Raw genomic sequence first — 16,521 nt, forward strand, 5'->3', positions numbered from 1 at the left:
TTCATAGCGACTTCATATCGATCATGCAAACCACGCAACAAGATTCGTTTCAGGACATCCGCGAAGCCGTACGTGACCTGTGCCAGCAGTTTTCTGGCGAATATTTCCGCAAGATCGACGAGGCGCGCGGCTATCCCGAGGAATTTGTCGACGCACTCACGAAAGCCGGCTGGCTCGCTGCGCTGATTCCTCAGGAGTACGGCGGATCGGGGCTGGGCCTGACCGAGGCGTCGGTCATCATGGAGGAGATCAACCGGGCGGGCGGCAACTCGGGCGTGTGCCACGGCCAGATGTACAACATGGGCACGCTGCTGCGCCACGGTTCGGCCGAGCAAAAGCGCAAGTATCTGCCGAAGATCGCGAGCGGCGAACTGCGCCTGCAGTCGATGGGCGTGACCGAACCCACCACGGGCACCGACACCACGAAGATCAAGACCACGGCGGTGCGCAAGGGCGACCGCTACGTGATCAACGGGCAAAAGGTGTGGATTTCGCGCGTGCAGCATTCGGACCTCATGATCCTGCTTGCGCGCACTACGCCGCTCGCCGACGTGAAGAAGAAGTCCGAGGGCATGTCGATCTTCGTGGTCGACCTGCGCGAAGCGATCGGCAACGGCCTCACCGTGCAGCCGATTCTCAACATGGTCAATCACGAGACCAATGAGCTCTTCTTCGACAACCTCGAAATTCCGGCGGAAAACCTGATCGGCGAAGAGGGCATGGGCTTCAAGTACATCCTCGACGGCCTGAACGCGGAGCGCACGCTTATCGCGGCGGAATGTATCGGCGACGGCTACTGGTTCATCGACAAGGTGAGCGCTTATGCGAAGGAGCGCATCGTGTTCGGACGGCCTATCGGCCAGAACCAGGGCGTGCAGTTTCCCATTGCACGCGCGTTCGTCAACGTCGAAGCCGCGAGCCTGATGCGCTTCGAGGCCGCGCGCCGGTTCGACGCGCACGAAGCCTGCGGCGCACAGGCCAACATGGCGAAACTGCTCGCAGCCGACGCTTCGTGGGAAGCCGCGAATGCCTGCCTGCAATTCCACGGCGGTTTCGGCTTCGCCTGCGAATACGACGTGGAGCGCAAGTTCCGCGAAACGCGCCTCTACCAGGTCGCGCCGATCTCCACCAATCTGATCCTCTCGTACGTGGCGGAGCATGTGCTCGGCCTGCCGCGTTCGTTCTGAGCTGAGGCGCGCGTCATGAGACCACTCGACGGTATCAAGGTCGTCACGCTCGAACATGCGATTGCCGCGCCGTTCTGCACGCGCCAGCTTGCCGATCTCGGCGCGCGCGTGATCAAGATCGAGCGGCCTGGCGTGGGCGACTTCGCGCGCGGCTACGACGAGCGCGTGCATGGACTCGCTTCGCACTTCGTGTGGACGAACCGCTCGAAGGAAAGCCTCTCGCTCGACGTGAAGCACAAGGAGGCCGCACCGATTCTCGACGCGTTGCTCGCCGACGCCGACGTGCTCGTGCAGAATCTCGCACCGGGCGCAGCGGCGCGGCTCGGGCTCAGCTACGAGGCGCTCAGCGAGCGCTACCCGAAGCTGATCGTGTGCGATATCTCCGGTTACGGCGACGACGGTCCCTACCGCGAGCGCAAGGCGTACGACCTGCTGATCCAGAGCGAATCGGGATTTCTCTCGATCACGGGGTCGCCCGGCGAACCGGCGAAAGCGGGTTGCTCGATTGCCGACATTGCCGCGGGCATGTATGCGTATTCGAACATTTTGAGCGCGCTGCTGATGCGTGGGCGCACCGGACGTGGGTGCCGCATTGACGTTTCGATGCTGGAAAGCATGGTGGAGTGGATGGGCTATCCGCTTTATTACGCGATCGACGGTCAATCGCCGCCGCCGCTCGCAGGTGCCTCGCACGCGACGATCTACCCATATGGCCCGTTTCCGGCAGGCGACGGCAAGTCGGTGATGCTCGGCCTGCAGAACGACCGCGAATGGAAGCTCTTTTGCGAACACGTTCTGTCGCAGCCGGAGCTAGCCGCCGATGAACGCTTTGCCGCCAATTCACAGCGCTCCGCGCGCCGCGACGAATTGCGTGAGTTGATCGTCGAGGCGTTTTCGAAGCTCAGTGCGGCGCAGGTCATCGAACGGCTCGACCGCGCTGGCATCGCCAACGCGCAAATGAACACGATGGCCGATGTGTGGGCGCATCCGCAGCTGCAGGCGCGCGAGCGCTGGCGCGAGGTGCAGACACCGGCGGGAACGGTGCCGGCGCTGTTGCCGCCAGGCGCGCCCTGCGCATTCGATGCGCGCATGGATGCCGTTCCCGCACTCGGTCAGCATACCGAATCTATTTTGCGTGAGCTTGGCTTTGACGCGGCGCGTATCGGTGCGCTGCGCGAAGACGGCGCAATCTGATCGCGCCTCGCGCGTCGCAAACCGACATTACTGAACTACGCTGCCATGACAGATCATCCCAGCCGCGCGCTCGCGGCCTTCGCCTCGCAACTGCGTTTCGATTCGATTCCGCCTCACGTGGTCGAGCGCACCGTCAATCTCTATGTGGACTGGCTCGGCTCCGCGCTGGGCGGCAAGGGCGCGCGTCCGGTCGAGACGATCGCGCGTTTCGCGCGCGCCGCGCGCGGTGCGCCCGACGCACAAGGTCCGTGCGACGTCATCGTCGACCGCACTCGCACCACGGCGTATTTCGCGGCCATGACCAACGGCGCCGCTTCGCATTTCGTCGAGCAGGACGACGTGCACAACGGCTCAGTGCTGCATCCGGCTACCGTCGTGTTCCCGGTGACACTCGCGCTCGCACAGGCGCTGGGCGCTTCAGGGCAGGAGTTCATCGCAGCTTCGGTGGCCGGCTATGAAGTGGGTATACGGGTAGGCGAATTCATGGGTCGTTCGCACTACAAGATATTTCACACGACCGGCACGGTGGGCACGATTGCGGCGGCTGCCGCGGCGGGCCGGCTGCTCAAGCTCACGCCCGAGCAGATGCTCGACGCGTTCGGCTCGGCGGGTACACAGGCGAGCGGCTTGTGGGAGTTCCTGCGCGACGCGGCCGATTCGAAGCAACTGCACACGGCCATGGCGGCCGCAAACGGCTTGATGGCCGCCCAACTCGCGGCGGACGGCTTTCGCGGCGCGCAGCGTATTCTCGAAGGCGCGCAGGGCATGGCGGCGGGCATGTCGAGCGACGCCGATCCCGCAAAGCTGGTCGATCGCCTTGGCGAGCGTTGGGCGACGGTTGAAACGTCGTTCAAGTATCACGCGGCGTGCCGCCACACGCATCCGGCCGCCGACGCGTTGCTGTCTGTGATCGAAGCGCACCGTCTGAATCCCGACGAGATTGCGAGCGTGACGGCGCATGTGCATCAGGGGGCGATCGACGTGCTCGGCAGCGTGATCGTGCCGAGCACCGTTCACCAGGCGAAGTTCAACATGGGGACCGTGCTGGGCCTCGTTGCTTATCGCGGGTACGCGGGCGTGAACGAGTTCGAGCGCGACTATTCGGCGGGCGATATCGCCGCGTTTCGTGAGCGTGTGACGATGGCGCTCGACGAGGAAGTGGACCGCGCGTATCCCGCTCGCTGGATCGGCAAGGTGAGCGTCACGACGCGCGATGGCCGCACGTTGCAAGGGCGCGTGGATGAGCCGAAGGGCGACCCGGGCAATACGCTCTCGCGAGACGAGATCGCAGCGAAGTTCGTGCGCCTCGCCGCATTTTCGGGCGCAGCGAGCGATAGCGACGCACAGCGCCTGCTCGACGCCGCGTGGGGCATTGCCGAGGCGCAGCGAGTTGGCTCGCTGTTCGGCGCAGGGGCGAGCGCATGAGCGCGACGCTTTCCCGCTCCTATCTGTTCGTGCCGGGCAACCGGCCCGAGCGATTCGAAAAGGCACGCAGCGCAGGCGCCGATGCCGTGATCGTCGATCTGGAGGATGCGGTTCCGCCTGCGGAAAAGGGCGCCGCGCGCGACGCCGTGCTCAAGGCGCTGGACGCTGCGCGCCCCGTGTGGGTGCGCGTGAACGGCACCGACACACCCTGGTTCGCCGACGATGCCGCTGCGCTTGGCGCACACGCGGGCGTGGCGGGCATCATGCTGCCGAAGGCGGAAAGCGCGGAGCAGATCACGGCGGTACGCTCAGGCGCGCACGGCACGCTGCATGTGCTGCCGATCGTGGAGACCGCGCGCGGCATCGCGGGCCTGAACGCGCTGTGTGGCGCGCAAGGCGTGCTACGCGTGGCGTTCGGCACGCTCGACTTTCAGGTGGACATGGGTATCGACGGAGACGGCGAAGAACTCGACACGTTCCGTTCGCAGATCGTGCTGGCCTCGCGGCTCGCGGGCATTGCAGCGCCCGTCGACGGCGTGTCGACCGTATTCGACGACGCAGAGGCGCTGGAGCGCGAGGCGCGGCGCGCTCGGCGATTTGGCTACGGCGGCAAGCTTTGCATTCATCCGAAGCAGATCGAGCCCGTGCATCGCGCGTACGCGTGGAGCGAGGCGGAGCGCGCATGGGCGCAGCGCGTGCTCGACGCAGTGCAGGCGAGCGGCGGGGCGGCCGTGGCGCTCGACGGCAAGATGGTGGACATGCCGGTGATCCTCAAGGCACGCCGGATTTTGGGTGTTTGATCACGAAAGCAGCTGAGCTTGCTGCGGTAGCGTCGATAAAGAAGGCGCCTTTGTTTTCGCAAAGGCGCCTTGGTTTTTGCTAGCGAGCTTGCGGCTGGTTTTAGCCGATTGCGCCAGCCAGTTCGGGCACGGCCGTAAACAGGTCGCCCACAAGGCCATAGTCGGCCACGCTGAAGATCGGGGCTTCTTCGTCCTTGTTGATCGCGACGATGACTTTCGAGTCCTTCATGCCCGCGAGATGCTGGATTGCACCGGAGATGCCCACCGCCACGTACAGTTGCGGCGCGACGATCTTGCCGGTCTGACCGACCTGGTAGTCGTTCGGGACGTAGCCTGCGTCAACTGCCGCGCGCGAAGCGCCGAGCGCTGCGTTGAGCTTGTCGGCGAGCGGCTCCAGCACCTTCGTGTAGTTCTCGCCGCTGCCAAGACCCCGGCCGCCGGAGACGATGATCTTCGCGCTCGTGAGTTCCGGGCGGTCGAGCTTCGTGACTTCGCGGCTCACGAACTGCGAAAGGCCGCTGTCTGCTGCGGCTTCGATCTTTTCTACCGTTGCGTTGCCGCCTTCGGCTGCCACTGCGTCGAACGCCGTCGTACGAACCGTGATGACCTTGATCACATCCTGAGATTGAACCGTCGCGATCGCATTGCCTGCGTAGATCGGGCGCTCGAACGTGTCGGCGCTATGCACGGCGGTGATGTCGCTGATCTGCGCGACGTCGAGCTTCGCGGCGATACGCGGCGTGACGTTCTTGCCCGCTGCCGTGGCCGGCGCGAGGATATGCGAGTAGTGCTTCGCCGCATTTTGCACAAGGGCAAGGACCGTCGATTCGACGTTCTCGGCAAGGCCTTGCTCGAGTTGCGGGGCGTCGGCGAGCAGCACCTTCGCAACGCCTGCGATCTTCGCGGCTGCGTCGGCTGCGGCCTGCGCGTTGTGGCCCGCGACCAGCACGTGCACGTCGCCACCAATTTTCTGTGCTGCTGCGACGGCGTTCAACGTCGCGGCCTTGATGCACTGATTGTCGTGTTCGGCAATAACCAGATTCGTCATTTCTCTCAACTCCTTTACAGCACCTTGGCTTCGTACTTCAGCTTCGCGATGAGCGCCGCAACGTCCGGCACTTTCACGCCTGCGCTACGCTTGAGCGGCTCGGCAACCTTCAGCGTCTTCAGACGCGGCGTGACATCGACGCCCAGGTCTTCCGGCTTGACCGTTTCCAAAGGCTTCTTCTTCGCCTTCATGATGTTCGGCAGCGTGACGTAGCGCGGCTCGTTCAGGCGCAGGTCCGTCGTGACCACGGCGGGCAGCGTGAGCGAGAGCGTTTGCGCACCGCCGTCCACTTCGCGCGAAACCGTGGCTCTACCGTCTGCGACGACAATCTTCGAAGCGAACGTCGCTTGCGGCAGATTCGCAAGCGCAGCGAGCATTTGCCCGGTCTGATTCGAATCGTCGTCGATAGCCTGCTTGCCGAGAATGACGAGCGACGGTTGCTCTTTATCGACGAGCGCCTTCAAAAGCTTCGCCACCGCGAGCGGCTGCAGATCGTCATTCGACTCGATCAGCACGGCGCGATCTGCACCGATGGCCAGCGCCGTGCGCAGCGTTTCCTGCGCTTGCGTGACGCCCGCGGAAACGGCGATGACTTCGGTCGCCACGCCCGCTTCCTTCAGGCGTACCGCTTCTTCAACCGCAATTTCATCGAACGGGTTCATCGAGAACTTCACGTTGGCGATATCCACGCCCGTGCCGTCCGACTTCACACGAACCTTCACGTTGTAATCGACCACGCGCTTGACGGGCACCAGAATTTTCAAGCTCTCTCTCCTCGATAGGGACAATGCTTTCGTCGTTGACGAACGCCTTCGTCACTGTGACAGACGCGTGAGCGGCGTGGAATTCAGCTTTGTGGAAGGCGTGCTTCGAGCGCGTTGAAGCGGAGCAAGCAAGCCGCGCGCGCCGCAATCGGCCGTTCGAACGAAGCGGCGCACGCGCACGTACTGGCGAGAGGGAAGCGTCAGTTCTTCTTGTCGCGCACGAAGCGCAGTGCGAAGCGCACGAGTCGCGGCATGGTTTCAGGCCGCAGCAAGCGCGCGTCGTAGCCCGAAAAGCGCCGGTCGTTTTCGGCGAGGCACAGGCGCATGAGATCCGGCACGCTGATATCCACGTCGGTCACCTGCTGTGCGCCGTTCATCGTGAAGTTGTTGTCGTGCTTGTGCTCATTGCCCTCGGCATCCATGGCGCGCGCGAGTCCGATGCGCTCCCACGCCAGAAAGGCCCATACGCCGGCCACTTTCAGCTCGAAGCGAATGCGTTGCCACCAGGAGAGCCGGGCGCGGTGCCAGGCAACCCAGTTCGCGAATAGCAGGATATGGCGGCATTCTTCCTGCATGACGGGCTCGAACGTGTCGATGAGCTCGGGCGGAAAGAGGCCCGAGCGATGTGCGACTTCGAAGAGGCCGAACGCGAAGAAGCTGTCCACGCATTCGCTATAGCCCGTCACGAGATAAGCCCATTCGGCGTCCTTAGGGTAGACGTAGGGCGGCTCGCTCGCCAGCTTGATGCCATACGCCGCCACCATGCGCGAAAGCACTTCCTTGTGGCGGTGCTCCTCCCACGCGTTGAGCGCGAGCGCGTCGCGCATCACCGCGTCGTCGAGCGAGGCGGCGTAGGCGGCCATGCGCAGGCGCGCGCGGCCTTCCGTTTGCACCGCGATGTCCCAGATGGGCAGATCGGTGATGCGCTTGAGCGCGGCGGGTTCAAGCGTGGGCCAATCGAGCACCGAGGGCCGGTAAGGATTGAAGGTCTCGCGGAACATGCGGCACATTTCGTCGCGGTGGACGTCGGTGCCGCGCGTAAGCGCACCACTTACACGGCTCGTCCAGTGGCGCGTGTTGTGCTCGGCGGCGTCGAGCGTCTCGCGGTCCGGACGCTCGACGGGCAACGCCGGCGCATGGAAACCGGGAATGAGTTGCGACGCATCGAAGGCGTCGAGTATCAGGTCGTCCATCTCGCTGTTCTTTTGCTGGTGGCCAGGACACGCGGTTTGCAGGCGATTTTTTCACGGCCGCGCGCCGCCGCGGCAGGGGCCTGGCAGGAGCCTTCGACGGGTGTCGCCGTGCGTGCACGAGTTGATGCAGAAGAGATCGCTATCGTCTCACGAGCTTACTTCGAACCCGCGCAAAACGCGACGAGCGTGCCGGCTCGTTGAGTCGTTAGCTATCGTTCATGCTCGCGCCGCGCATGGACGAATGCGGCTTGAATATCGAATACGTCTCGCCCGAAGCAATAATCGTTCGGGTCATATCGATTCCTTGAATAATCGCGGCGCAACCGGACGGGCTGAGCTTTGCGTCGCGGCACGCCCGAACGCAATGGTCTAATTAAGCATGTAGAGTACGGCTGACCGGCCCGTTAGCCGCCTTCAACGAGGCGGCAGCGAACAGATGGCCGGCGCAATGGCATGAAGACAGTCGGTAAAAGGGGGCGTCGGGCAACGCCGCGGCGCCTGGACACTCCAGCTAACCGGAAACCTGCCTGTGCGCATCCTGTCGATATTCGGTACGCGGCCCGAAGCCATCAAGATGGCGCCGCTCGTCAAACATCTTGAGGCTGAGCCAGGCGTGCAGTCCATCGTCTGCGTGACGGGGCAGCATCAGACCATGCTGCAGCAGGTGCTCGATCTCTTCGGCATCGTGCCCGACCACAACCTTGGCGCGATGACCGCGAACCAGACGCTCAACGGCCTCGCCGGGCGCCTGTTCGGCGGGCTCGACGACGTGCTCGCTGCCGAGCAGCCCGAACGCGTGCTCGTGCACGGCGACACCTTGACGAGCATGGCCGGCGCCATTGCCGCCTTTCATCGGCGCATACCGGTTGGTCATGTGGAGGCCGGGCTGCGCACCGGCAATCTGTTCGAGCCTTGGCCCGAGGAAATGAACCGGCGCGTGGTGGACGTCGTGAGCGATCTGCTTTTCGCGCCTACGGCAAGCTCGCGGGCGAATCTCGAAGCGGAGGCGTTGGGTGGGCGCGTGGTCGTGACGGGCAATACCGTGATCGATGCCCTGCATCTCATGTGCGAGCGGCTCGACAACGACGCGGCGTTGCGCGAGCGCCTCGATGCGCAATTTCCGTTTCTCGAACCCATGGACAGCGGCCGCCCGTTGCTTCTCGTGACCGGCCATCGGCGCGAGAGCTTCGGCGAGGGCTTCGAGCATATCTGCGCGGCGCTCGCCACGCTCGCGCATTCCGGCAAGATGCAGATCGTCTATCCCGTGCATCTGAATCCCAACGTGCGCGGCCCCGTGCTCGCCACGCTCGGCAACGCACCCAACGTTCACCTTACCGACCCGCTCGATTATCCCGAGTTCGTGCGCCTCATGCAGCGCGCGGCGATCGTGCTGACCGATTCGGGCGGCGTACAGGAAGAGGCGCCCGCGCTCGGCAAGCCCGTGCTCGTGATGCGCGACGTGACCGAGCGCCCCGAAGCGCTCGCTGCGGGCACGGTGAAACTCATCGGCACCGACCGTGTGGCGATCGTGCGCGCGGTGCTCGAACTCGTCGAGAACGAAGACGAGCGGCGCGCCTATGCACGGCGCGTCAACCCCTACGGCGACGGGCACGCTTCGGAGCGCATCGTCGCATCGCTCACCGGCCGGCCGTTCGAGCCATTTCCGAGCCGCGAGTTGCCTGGCTACCGGCATCCGGTGGTCGCCATGCGGCCGGAGCCCGGCGAGACGGATGAGGCCGACGCGGCGTCCTGACGCCGATTCGACACCGGCTTGGCAGTTGTATCGCAGTACCAGGCAATCAGTGCATTCCATAGGCGGGATGGCCAGTACCGCGACGCGGCGGGTGCGCCGCCGCGCCCACAAAATGAGGCATGACACGTGAGACTCCATTCGATCCGGCAGGTGAGTGCAGCGGGGCGCAAGGGCGTGGGTGCGCGGCATTGCGCGTATGTGGGCGCAGCGCTTCTCGCCGCGCTGGGGCACTGCGCGTACGCAGCGCCTGGCGACCTGGCCGGCGCGTTTGCGCAGTTGGGGGCCGGGCGCGTGGAATCGCGAACCGTGTCGCTGGCCGATCTCGGCGTGCGCGATCCGGTCGTGCTGCGCGCGCCCGACGCGATTCAGGAACTCTATTTGCCCGTGCCCGCGGGCTTGCCGATCAGCAACGCAACGCTGCAGCTCGACGCGAATTATCTGCGCGGCAACGGCGGACGCACGACCTTCCTGCTCTCGCTCGACGGCTCGCCCGTACAGGTGCGCAACGTCACCGACGCGCAGGGCGACGGGTCGCTCAACATCGGCGTGGATGGCGCACCGCGCCCTTCGGGTTTCGTGCGCGTAGGGCTGCAATGGTCGTCGGTTCTCAACGAAAACGTTTGCACGGACCAGACGGCCATCGGCAATGTCTGGAAGGTCGCGCCCACCACGCGCCTCACGTATCAGTTCGACACCTCGGCCGTGAACGACGTGCGCACCGCGTGGAGCGCGCTGCCTGCGAAACCAGTGGTGCTCGTGAGCGGCGGCAAGCTCGACGCCGCGGCTTATGACGTCGCGTGGCGGCTCGAAGCCCTGTTGATGCGCGGCGGTGCGACACCCGTCACGACGCGCATGCCTGCGGTGGGCGACACCGTGAATCTCGGCACCGTGCAGGTGCCGGCCGCGCTGCAGGCGATGCCCGCTTTCGCCGCGCTCGCGGCGGGCGGTTCGCACAAGATCGCGAATCCCGCCGAACTGGGCGCGCTCATCGCGCTTGCGCCGGCGGGCGCTTTCGCGCCCAACGTCGTGGTCGCCGACGACGCACTGCGCGCGCAGGCGGGTGCAGCGCTCGACGCGTTGCGCGGCGAAGCGCTGGCCGTTTCCGCCGATGCCGCGAGCGCCTTCGATGCATGGCGCACGCATTCCGGCGGTGCGCTTGCCACGCCATTCGAGAAGGGCGAGCTGCGCCTCGCGCATCTGGGCGGCCTGCCCACCGTGGTGGTCGGCGACGACACCGGCGTGAGCGCGCTTTCGCGCACGTGGAGCGGGATCGACGTGTCGCGCAGGCTCGTCGTGCACGAGCTGGCTGCGTCGCCGAACCTGAGCGCAGGAGGCACGAGCGACCGGATCGCACTGTCGCTGATCGGGGGCACGCCGAGAACGGTAGATGTGCTAACGAGCGCGGCATGGGACGCCAACTTCGATCTTGCAGCCGTCTCGGGCGATGGACGCATTCCGCGCCGCGTCGTCCTCGACCTGGCTGCCGCGCCTGCAGCGGACCGCAATGGCCAGACGGCGTCGATTTTCTTCAACGGCGTGCTGATCGGCTCGCATCTGCTCGACACCGACGGTCATGCGCAGCGAGTGAGCGCGGACATTCCCGTCTATGCGCTCGGCACCACCAATACGCTGCGCGTGTTGTTCCAGCGGCAGCCGGCGGGCGGCTGCCGCCCGCGCGAGCAGGGCTATCCTGCGGCCGTGCTGCCAGGTAGCCATCTGGTCGTCGGCCAGGGTCCGCTCGGCGAGAATTTCACGGGCATGGTGGCGCGCTTCTCGCGTACGGCGGACGTGCTCGTGCCCGACGCCTATCTGGCCGACCCGGTAACGACGCTGCCGCGCGTGGCACGGCTTGCGAACGCGGCGGGCGTCGCGCCCACGCGCGCGACGCTTCAGGTGGTGCCCAACGGCCAGAGCGCGCAACCAAAAGAGGCCTTTCTCGCCGCCGATGTCGCGCTCGACAGCGAGGCGGGCCATGCGAGCTTCGCAGACGGCCGTCTCACGCTCAAGGCGCGCGGCGGCTCGATGCTCGCCGACATGTCGGGTCTCGCGAATCTCGGGCTGATTCAGGTGGTGCGCGCCGGCACGACGCCCGGCGTCGTGTACCGCAGCGTGGGCAATGCGCCCGTTCTGCCGCCGGGCATGCAGTTGCAGCAGGGCGACGTGGCCATCGTCGACGCGAGCGGCGTACTCAAGACCTTCGACACGCAGTATCCAGGCGGCGTGCCGCCGACCGACGATCAGCGCGGTTGGCTCACGCGGCACTGGGCGGGCTGGGGCGTGCCGAGCATCGCCACCGCGGTGCTGGTGTTGCTGCTGCTCGCCGCGGGCTTCGCGCGCAAGCGAGCGCGGGCGAGGACGGCGGCCGCCGCCGCGGCGCGCGCGGCGCAGGAGAGCGCCGAAAACCCGGACAACACGCAGAGCGGATCGTGAGCACGCACGCCATCGACTGGTGGCTCAACTACTACGCCGGCCGCTATTACGAGGGCATGGAGTATCTCGCGGCGGTGGTGGCGGTGGTGATCCTGCTATCGAGCATCGACGATCTTTTCATCGACGCGTGGTACTGGGTTCGCCGCGTCATCCGTCACTTCACGATCGAGCGCCGCTACGAGCCGTTGCGCGCCGAGCAGCTCTACACGCGCGAGCAGCAGCCGCTGGCGATCATGGTGCCTGCCTGGCGCGAGGAGGATGTGATCGCCTCGATGGTGACCGATCTCGTGCGTGTGCTCGACTACAAGAACTATGTCGTGTTCGCCGGCACCTACCAGAACGATGCGGCGACCATTGCCGAAGTCGAGCGCATGCGGCGGCGCTACAAGCAGCTTCACCGCGTTGAGGTGCCGCACGACGGTCCCACCTGCAAGGCCGATTGCCTGAACTGGATCGTGCAGGCGATCTTTCGCATGGAGAAGGAAACCGGCATCGAATTCGCGGGCGTGATCCTGCACGACAGCGAGGACGTGCTGCATCCGCTCGAGTTGCGCTTCTTCAACTATCTGTTGCCGCGCAAGGACATGATCCAGTTGCCAGTGGCTTCGCTCGAGCGCGAATGGTACGAGCTCGTTGCGGGCACGTATATGGATGAGTTCGCCGAGTGGCATGCAAAGGATCTCGTGGTGCGCGAGAGCCTGGCCGGCACGGTGCCGTCGGCGGGTGTGGGCACGTGCTTTTCGCGCCGCGCGCTGGCCGGGCTCGCGGAGCAGACGCAGAATCAGCCCTTCAATACGGAAACGCTGACCGAAGACTACGACGTGGGCGAGCGGCTGGGCCGCATGGGCATGCATTCGATCTTTGCGCGCTTTCCCGTGGAGTTCGCCACGCGGCGCAAGTCGTGGTTCGGCTTCGGGCCCGAGCGCGACGTCACGCTGACCATGCCGTTGTGCGTGCGCGAGTTCTTTCCCGATACGTTTCGGACCGCTTACCGTCAACGCGCACGCTGGACGCTCGGCATCGGCCTGCAGGGCTGGGAGCAAACAGGCTGGGTCGGCACGCTCGCCAACCGCTATCTGCTTGCGCGGGACCGCAAGGGCATCGTCACGGCGTTCGTCGGCATCATTGCTTATGTGCTGCTCGCGCAGTTCCTGCTCTTTGCGTACGCCGAGTTCCTTGGCATCCGGCCTGATCTCATTGCGTCGCCGTTCGCGAATTCGCGCTTTCTGACCATTGTGCTGTGGGCCAACGGTGTCGCGTTGCTGCTGCGCGTAGTTCAGCGCGTGTACTTCGTTTCGCGTCTGTACGGCTGGGAGCATGGCGTGCTTTCGGTGCCGCGCATGGTGATCGGCAACTTCGTGAACTTCATGGCGGTCTCGCGCGCGTGGAAGATGTATCTCGCGTATCTCGTCACCGGCAAGCGGCTCGTGTGGGACAAGACCATGCACGACTTCCCCTCGTCGGACGGTTTTACGGATCGCAAGCAGCGTCTTGGCGAGCTGTTGCTTTCCTGGCAGGCGATCGGGCCGAAGGAACTGGAGCAGGCGCTAGCGGAAGAGCACGCGCATGAAGCGCCGCTCGGGCGCGTGCTGATGGCGCACGGCTGGCTCGATGAAGAAACGCTCGCGGAGGCCATCGCGTTCCAGGCAGACCTGCCGCGCGGCCGGCTCGATCACGAGCGGCTCACGCGCTACGCGGGCGATGTGCCGCTCGAACTCGCGGTGCGCTACCGCGTGCTGCCACAAGGCGACGACGGCAAGGGGCACGAGGTGCTGCTATGCGCGAGCCCGCTTGCGCAAGCGTCGCTCGCGGAACTGCAGGCCCAATGCGCGTTGCCGATCGTGCAGCGCATTGTGCGCGAGGGCGAGGTGGCGGACGGCTTGCGCCTGTTGCGCGGCGTGCCGCCGGTGCAGGTGCGCGAAGCGCATGAGGCGAAGGCGAGTGCCGAAGCACGCGGCGCCGCCGCGCCGGGCGTTCCGCTGCTAGGCGATCTGCTGATCGAACGCGGTGCGGTGAAGCGCGCCGCGTTCGAAGGCGCGCTGCAGCGCTACCGCCCTGCCGAGCACGGGCGCATCGGCGATTTCATGGTCGAGCAGGGCGTGATCACTCGGGATGCGCTGGCCGCGGCGATCGCGGAGCAGGAACGTTTGCGCACCGAAGGCGCCGCTACGCCATGAGACGGACTCCGAAGCATTTTGCGGCGAGGCGATTTTCACGCGGTCGCGCGAACGTGCCGCGAGCGTTGCTGCTCGCCGCGTTGTGGGGTGCGCTCGCAGGCACGGGCCGCGCCCATGCCCAGGCGCTGCCGCAAGGCACGCAGCCTTTGCCGCTGAGCGGCGCGGCTTATCGCGTCGCCCAGCAAGGCTACGAAGCCTTCGCACGCCACGACTACGCTGGGGCCGAGCGCTACGCGCGCGAGGCGATCCGTCAACGGCCCGATCTCGCTTCGCTGCGTTTGTTGCTTGCCAATTCGCAGGCGGCGCGCGGACAGTGGCGCGAGGCGAGCCGCACGCTGTCCGACGCGATCGCGCAGATCGGTCCCGACGCGACGCTCACGGCACGGCGCCGCGAGGTCGATGTGCAGGTGGCGGCACTGGCGCGGCCAGGCGCAGCGACAAGTGGTGCTCGCACGGCGCGCCCGGCGCCGCCGCCGGGCTCAGGACCGCCCGACTATCTGACCGGCCGGGCATGGCAGCTTGCTCAGGATGCCTACAAATCATACGGCGCGAAGCAATACGACGCCGCCTGGCGCGAGGCGAACGCCGTGATCGCGTTGCGGCCGGACATATTGCGTCTGCGCCTGCTCGCCATCGACGCCGCCTCGGCGGGCGGCCACGACCGCGAAGCCTGGCAGGCGGCGCAGGAAGCGCAGCGGCGTTTCGGCGACAGCCAGGCGCTGCGCGAGCGCCGCACGCAGATCGGCGCGCGACTCGCGCCCACGGCGGTGCAAGCGGCGCAGGCCGCGCGCACGCGCGGCGACAACGCGCAAGCGATCGCGCTCATGCGCGAGGCGACCGGCTACGCGCCAACGCAGATCGGCAACTGGCTGCTGCTGTGCCAGATGCTGCTCGAACAGAACGACATGGCCGGACTCGAGACCGCGGCGGGCGATGCGATTGCATCGGGCGCCACGCCGACTCTCATGCCGTACGTGTTGCGCGGCTATGCGCGTGCGGCACAGGGCAGGGCGGCACAGGCCGATGAGGATTTTGCGCAGGCGCTGCTGAGCGAAGGCGCGTCGGTGCGCGACGAGCGGGTGGCGCACGCGATCATCGCCGATGTGTGGACGGCCGAAGGCCAGCCTCAGCGCGCGCTCGATCTGCTCGCCACGCTGCCGCCCGTTGGCGACGACACCGACGCGCTGATCGCCATGCGCCGCTACTACGCGCGCGCGGCGCTCGCGCAGCCTGCCGGTCCATCCACGCCCGGCGAGCGTGTTGCCACGGCGGCGCGCCCGGTGCTCGATTGCACGGTCGACCAGTACGGCAGCGCCTGCGACGTCTACGCAGCCGACTCCGGCTTCGCCGACCGGCGCGCCGCGATCGTCGCAGCGCAAAGCGGCGATCAGGCAGCCGCGCTCGCCGCGCAGCGCCGGGCTGTTGCCGCAGACCCGCGCAATCCGCAGCATCGGCTCGAACTGATCGATGCGCTCACCGCCGCAGGCGACACGGAGGGTGCAAAGCGCGAAGCACGTGCGATGGCCGACGCGGGCCTGCTCGACGCGCTGCCGCCGCTTTCTGCGGCGTACCTGGCGCAACGCGCAGGAGAGGACCGCCGCGCCGCCACGTATTTCGCGCGCGCCGACGAAGCCGGGCAGTTGCCGCCGCAGGCTGCCGGCGATGCGGGCTACAGCGCGTATCGCGCGAATTTCGACGCGCTGGCCGCAAGCTATTTCAAACGCGCGATCGACTACGGCACCTCATCGCCGCCCGGTGTTGCGCCCGCCACGTTGGTGCAGCTGCAGGACCTGCGCAACGCGCACGCGGACGTCACGCGCGACTGGGGCGCCATCGCCGCGGTCAACTATCGCGGCTCGGGCCTGCAGCCCGGCGTGTCGACGGGTGAAGTGCCAGGCTCGTACAACAACTGGCAGATGGGCCTCGAAGGATACTGGCGTCCGTTCGGCGCGCTCGGCGACCGCAACTTCGAGGTCTACGCGCGCGTGTATCAGGACGTCGGCGCGAAGGGCGACGCGCCTAGCGGCATTTCCACGGCGCTCGGGGCGATCGGTGCGCGTGCGAAGCCGTTCGAAACGGTCAATGCGGTTATCGCGTTCGAGCGGCTCATCCCCATTGGCTCGCGCGCGCCGTCTGACTGGCTGCTGCGTCTGGCTTACTCGGGTGGCATCGGCACCGAGCGGCGGCTCGACGTGCCGTCGTGGTGGACGGTGCAAGACTACGGCGAAGTCGGCCATTACGTGAGCAACGGCTGGAACTACGGCACCGGCTATATCGAGGCGGGCCGCACTTGGCGGCTCGACACCATCAGCCCGAAGCTCACGGTCTTTCCATACGCGGTGGCCGGCGTGGATTACGATTCGAGCATCAACCACAGCGTGCCGGTGGGGATGGGGGTAGGCGTTTCCACGCGCTACTGGTTCCGCGACAGCTTCTACGATATGCCGCGCTCGTATGTCGACGTGACGGTGCAATACCGTTGGCGTATATCGGGCGACGACCGGGCGGGCGGCGTGTTCTTCGGCGCCGTGCTTTCTTATTGAGGAAACC

The 16,521-nt window shown here is 66.2% G+C and carries 11 protein-coding genes; 8 read left to right on the plus strand and 3 right to left on the minus strand.

Features of this window, described 5'->3' with window-relative positions:
* The first annotated feature begins 23 nt into the window (after positions 1-23).
* From U5A65_RS34865 to U5A65_RS34880, 4 genes are read left to right on the plus strand one after another with little or no spacing between them, the layout of a single operon-like run.
* Entirely contained in the window at positions 24-1,187 is a 1,164-nt protein-coding gene (locus U5A65_RS34865) for an acyl-CoA dehydrogenase family protein (protein ID WP_321912316.1), read from the plus strand.
* Positions 1,188-1,202: 15 nt separating this feature from the next.
* Positions 1,203-2,381: a CaiB/BaiF CoA-transferase family protein gene (locus U5A65_RS34870; protein ID WP_321912314.1), complete on the plus strand. Its 1,179-nt coding sequence runs from the start codon at positions 1,203-1,205 to the stop codon at positions 2,379-2,381.
* Between the two features lie 45 nt (positions 2,382-2,426).
* Positions 2,427-3,806, plus strand: a complete 1,380-nt coding sequence (locus U5A65_RS34875) for an MmgE/PrpD family protein (RefSeq protein WP_321949132.1) — start codon at positions 2,427-2,429, stop codon at positions 3,804-3,806.
* Positions 3,803-4,606, plus strand: a complete 804-nt coding sequence (locus tag U5A65_RS34880; protein WP_321949133.1) for a CoA ester lyase — start codon at positions 3,803-3,805, stop codon at positions 4,604-4,606. The genes U5A65_RS34875 and U5A65_RS34880 overlap by 4 nt, the downstream gene beginning before the upstream one ends.
* 100 nt (positions 4,607-4,706) lie before the next feature.
* Here the strand turns inward: U5A65_RS34880 and U5A65_RS34885 are convergent, their stop codons facing one another.
* The 3 genes from U5A65_RS34885 to U5A65_RS34895 all read right to left on the minus strand — a co-directional run bounded on the left by U5A65_RS34885 (position 4,707) and on the right by U5A65_RS34895 (position 7,611).
* Positions 4,707-5,654: an electron transfer flavoprotein subunit alpha/FixB family protein gene (locus tag U5A65_RS34885; protein WP_321936047.1), complete on the minus strand. Its 948-nt coding sequence runs from the start codon at positions 5,652-5,654 to the stop codon at positions 4,707-4,709.
* Positions 5,655-5,668: 14 nt separating this feature from the next.
* Positions 5,669-6,418, minus strand: coding sequence for an electron transfer flavoprotein subunit beta/FixA family protein (locus U5A65_RS34890; RefSeq protein ID WP_321949134.1), 750 nt, complete (start codon positions 6,416-6,418; stop codon positions 5,669-5,671).
* Between the two features lie 200 nt (positions 6,419-6,618).
* On the minus strand, positions 6,619-7,611 hold the full coding sequence (locus tag U5A65_RS34895) for a ferritin-like domain-containing protein (protein ID WP_321949135.1): 993 nt from the start codon (positions 7,609-7,611) through the stop codon (positions 6,619-6,621).
* Positions 7,612-8,134: 523 nt separating this feature from the next.
* Here U5A65_RS34895 and wecB point away from each other — a divergent pair.
* The 4 genes from wecB (at position 8,135) to U5A65_RS34915 (ending at position 16,514) form a co-directional block, all read left to right on the plus strand.
* Positions 8,135-9,364, plus strand: a complete 1,230-nt coding sequence (gene wecB / locus U5A65_RS34900; RefSeq protein WP_321949158.1) for a non-hydrolyzing UDP-N-acetylglucosamine 2-epimerase — start codon at positions 8,135-8,137, stop codon at positions 9,362-9,364.
* A 126-nt stretch (positions 9,365-9,490) separates the two neighbouring features.
* Positions 9,491-11,794, plus strand: coding sequence for a cellulose synthase (locus U5A65_RS34905; RefSeq protein WP_321949136.1), 2,304 nt, complete (start codon positions 9,491-9,493; stop codon positions 11,792-11,794).
* On the plus strand, positions 11,791-13,971 hold the full coding sequence (locus tag U5A65_RS34910; protein WP_321949137.1) for a glycosyl transferase family protein: 2,181 nt from the start codon (positions 11,791-11,793) through the stop codon (positions 13,969-13,971). Before U5A65_RS34905 ends, U5A65_RS34910 begins: the two co-directional genes overlap by 4 nt.
* Positions 13,968-16,514: a bacteriophage N4 adsorption protein A gene (locus U5A65_RS34915; RefSeq protein WP_321949138.1), complete on the plus strand. Its 2,547-nt coding sequence runs from the start codon at positions 13,968-13,970 to the stop codon at positions 16,512-16,514. Before U5A65_RS34910 ends, U5A65_RS34915 begins: the two co-directional genes overlap by 4 nt.
* The last annotated feature ends 7 nt before the right edge of the window (positions 16,515-16,521 follow it).

Origin of the sequence: Paraburkholderia sp. J10-1 (genome assembly GCF_905220165.1) — a bacterium.
GTDB lineage: Bacteria > Pseudomonadota > Gammaproteobacteria > Burkholderiales > Burkholderiaceae > Paraburkholderia.

Coding starts and splice junctions, on each gene's coding strand:
- U5A65_RS34885 (WP_321936047.1), bottom strand. CDS start 5,654: ATGACGAATCTGGTTATTGCCGAACACGACAATCAGTGCATCAAGGCC.
- U5A65_RS34880 (WP_321949133.1), top strand. CDS start 3,803: ATGAGCGCGACGCTTTCCCGCTCCTATCTGTTCGTGCCGGGCAACCGG.
- U5A65_RS34870 (WP_321912314.1), top strand. CDS start 1,203: ATGAGACCACTCGACGGTATCAAGGTCGTCACGCTCGAACATGCGATT.
- U5A65_RS34875 (WP_321949132.1), top strand. CDS start 2,427: ATGACAGATCATCCCAGCCGCGCGCTCGCGGCCTTCGCCTCGCAACTG.
- U5A65_RS34915 (WP_321949138.1), top strand. CDS start 13,968: ATGAGACGGACTCCGAAGCATTTTGCGGCGAGGCGATTTTCACGCGGT.
- U5A65_RS34895 (WP_321949135.1), bottom strand. CDS start 7,611: ATGGACGACCTGATACTCGACGCCTTCGATGCGTCGCAACTCATTCCC.
- U5A65_RS34865 (WP_321912316.1), top strand. CDS start 24: ATGCAAACCACGCAACAAGATTCGTTTCAGGACATCCGCGAAGCCGTA.